The 2,704-nt window shown below is 63.1% G+C and carries 4 protein-coding genes; 2 read left to right on the top strand and 2 right to left on the bottom strand.

Features of this window, described 5'->3' with window-relative positions; translation table 11 throughout:
* Positions 1-326: hypothetical protein (locus tag VFQ05_10930; protein ID HET9327280.1), on the top strand; the 326-nt coding region annotated here is incomplete at its 5' end.
* A 76-nt stretch (positions 327-402) separates the two neighbouring features.
* Positions 403-2,049 (top strand): hypothetical protein, encoded by a 1,647-nt coding sequence (locus VFQ05_10925; protein ID HET9327279.1) that lies wholly within the window; start codon positions 403-405, stop codon positions 2,047-2,049.
* 112 nt (positions 2,050-2,161) lie between these two features.
* On the opposite strand, the gene VFQ05_10920 is transcribed toward VFQ05_10925, so the two are convergent.
* Together VFQ05_10920 and VFQ05_10915 are read right to left on the bottom strand one after the other, a co-directional pair.
* Entirely contained in the window at positions 2,162-2,389 is a 228-nt protein-coding gene (locus VFQ05_10920; protein ID HET9327278.1) for a helix-turn-helix transcriptional regulator, read from the bottom strand.
* Between the two features lie 125 nt (positions 2,390-2,514).
* Positions 2,515-2,704: type II toxin-antitoxin system RelE/ParE family toxin (locus VFQ05_10915; protein ID HET9327277.1), on the bottom strand; the 190-nt coding region annotated here is incomplete at its 5' end.

Below are 2,704 nucleotides of genomic sequence, written 5' to 3'. Positions count from 1 at the left end.
TCATCCAACTCGTCGATTCCCGTCACGAGCCCTCGCGCGAGGATCGCGAGATGGTGAAGTGGCTGCGCTTCGAGGAGCTGCCGTTCTGCCTGGTCGCGTCGAAGATCGACAAGCTGGGGCAAAGCAAGCGGCCACCCGCGCTGCGCGCCATCATGGATGCGCTGGAGTTGTCACCGACGCAACCGCTGGTCTCGTACTCGAGCCAAACCGGGGAAGGCCGCGGCGCGCTGCTCGCGTGGATGGGTGACACGCTCGAGACGGAGTCCGGGACCGGGCCGCGGGCCCGTGGCGGCGACCGCCCCACGTCAGGTTCACACCGAACGTGACCCGATAGAGGAATGGCGCGCCCAGCCGTACACTTGGGTGTGAGAAATCCGGGTCCGTGATTTCGAAAAGGTCGCAATGCGCTACCAAGGCAACTTCTCAATTTGGGCGTTGGCGCTGGTCTCGCTCACTCTCTGTGCCCCGGCTGGAGCCCATCCCGTCACCGTCGACGGGTCTGCCACCGACTGGTTCGCGAACCAGCCTCCCTACGCCAACCTCGGCGAGATCTTCCGAAACGGCAGCGGCCAGGGAGAGTACGTCTGGCGAGATGTGACGGGCGACTACCGGACCGACCTCGGCCCTCTCCCGTGGGTGGATCTGACCGAGTTTCGGGTCACCGGGACCACCTCGTCGCTCTTCTTTCTGATCCGCACGGCCGGGACCAGTCCTCCCGTGTTGAGCAAGCCCAGCTTTCAGATCGCGGTGGACCGCGGGCCTCTGCCAGGGAGCCAGCCCTTCTTGGCGGGTTTCTCCGATACTCAGGTCGCTCCGGATGCCGCCTGGGAATACCTCATCCAGACTCGATACGGGCAGTCCGGGATCGAAGCGGTGATCCTGGATCGCTTCTTCCAACAGGTGAGCATCGCGACGATCGCGGCTGCAGTCGACGGTTCCTGCTTCGAGATCTCGGTGCCCTGGTCCGTCTTCGGATACCCGGCCCCGATCGCGGCGCCTTCGCTGCCAACTGAGCGCTTGCCCATGCGATTCACCGTGGCTTCTTTCGTTCAGGCGAACGAGAGTGGAGACACGCAAGACGTCGGCGGGCCCTCGGTGAGCAACGCGCTCGATGTCGTGTCGAACGAAGGCGATCCCCGCGCGATGGCCCCCTATGCCAACACCTGGGAGGAGGTCATGGACGGAGACGTCGATTACCACCCCGACGTCCTCTTTGCGCTCGGGCTCGAGGTCTCAGGTTTTCTCATCAACGAGGCCTTGGTACAGCCCAGTTCGGGTCCCGAGTACGTAGAAATCTTCGGCTCAAACGCTCTCGACGGCTTCCGCATCGGAGACGAAGAGACGCCGGACCCGCCCATCAATATCGAATTCATGGGGCGGATGAACGGCTCGGGGTTCGGGGCGAGCGGAATCGCAGTCGTGGCCCAGAGCGCGACCGCCTTCCAGGCCCAGTACGGTTTCCTGCCCGCCTATGAGATCCAAGACACCGACCCGACCGTCCCGAACGTCACCGCCGATCCGCTGTGGTCTCCGGGCGTGACCTTCACGCTCGCGAATGCTGGGGACGAAGTCCTTCTCCTGGACGCGAACCATACGGTTCTGGACGTGCTCCCGTACGGAACCGGATCCTGGCTCGGAACGGAGACGGTCGCCGTGCCGCCAGCGGGCTTGGTGCTTCGCCGTCAGACGTCGGGCATGGACACGAATCGCGCGTCGGACTTCATCGTTGACACACCCCATCCCTCGGTGGGAGTCGCTCCGCAACAACCGAGCGGGATCTGGTGCTCTGCGCCGACGCCGAATCCCGCAACTCAAGGGGTCGAGCTACGCTTCGGAATCGACCGCAGCGAACTCGCGAGAGTCGAGGTCCTCGATGTTGTGGGCCGTCGCGTGGCAATCGTGTTCGATCGGCTTCTCGCGGCTGGCCATCATTCCGTCGGCTGGGATCTGTCCGACGGCGCCGGGAAGAGGGTTCCGAGCGGACTGTACTTCTTCCGACTCACGGTTGGAGACCGCGCGGTCCTGTCCAAAGCCTTCATCCGACTCTGATCGAAAACGAGCCCGCGAGCTGATCGTGTGCTCCAGGGAACTCGGTTACGAACCGTCGACCTCCAAACAGACGGGATCGTCGTCTGCAGTTGACCTACAACCCGTCAATCGCCTACGCGGCCGAACGCCGGCGAGAGCGGAGCTCTCGAGCGATTTCGTCCGTAGAAGCGCCCGCGACGAACAGAGCCCGGAACAAGAGGTCGAGGGTGACTCCCAGCGCTCCCGTTTCTAGCTTCGCCACGCGCGACTGGCTTGATCCCAATCGCCTCGCAAGGTCCTGCTGCGTCCACTTCCGCCGGATTCGATGACGTCTGAGGCTGTCCCCGAGCGCGAGCTTCATTTCGACGATTCGTGCTTCTTCGGGCGAGAGGCCCAGAAATTCCTCGGCGGTTCCGACCTTCCAGCCGGCCGCTTCCAGACTCTTCTTTCTTCGCGTCTTCATACTCAACTCCGCTTCTTCAACTCCTAAGTCGACCTGAACGCCTTGAGCCTTCTCTTGCAGGTGCTCAGGATCTCCTTCGGCGTCTTGTTGGTCTTCTTCGCGAACACATCCAGTACGACAATGGCGTCGGCTTCGACCGCACACACGATTCGCCAGGTCACGCTCTCATCGATGATCCGGAGCTCATGACAGCCAGAACCGATCGTGGACATG

The sequence above is a fragment of the Candidatus Eisenbacteria bacterium genome, assembly GCA_035712145.1.
Taxonomy (GTDB): Bacteria; Eisenbacteria; RBG-16-71-46; order RBG-16-71-46; family RBG-16-71-46; genus DASTBI01.
Note: the sequence above shows the minus strand (reverse complement) of the source record. Positions and strands in the feature narration are given on the sequence as shown.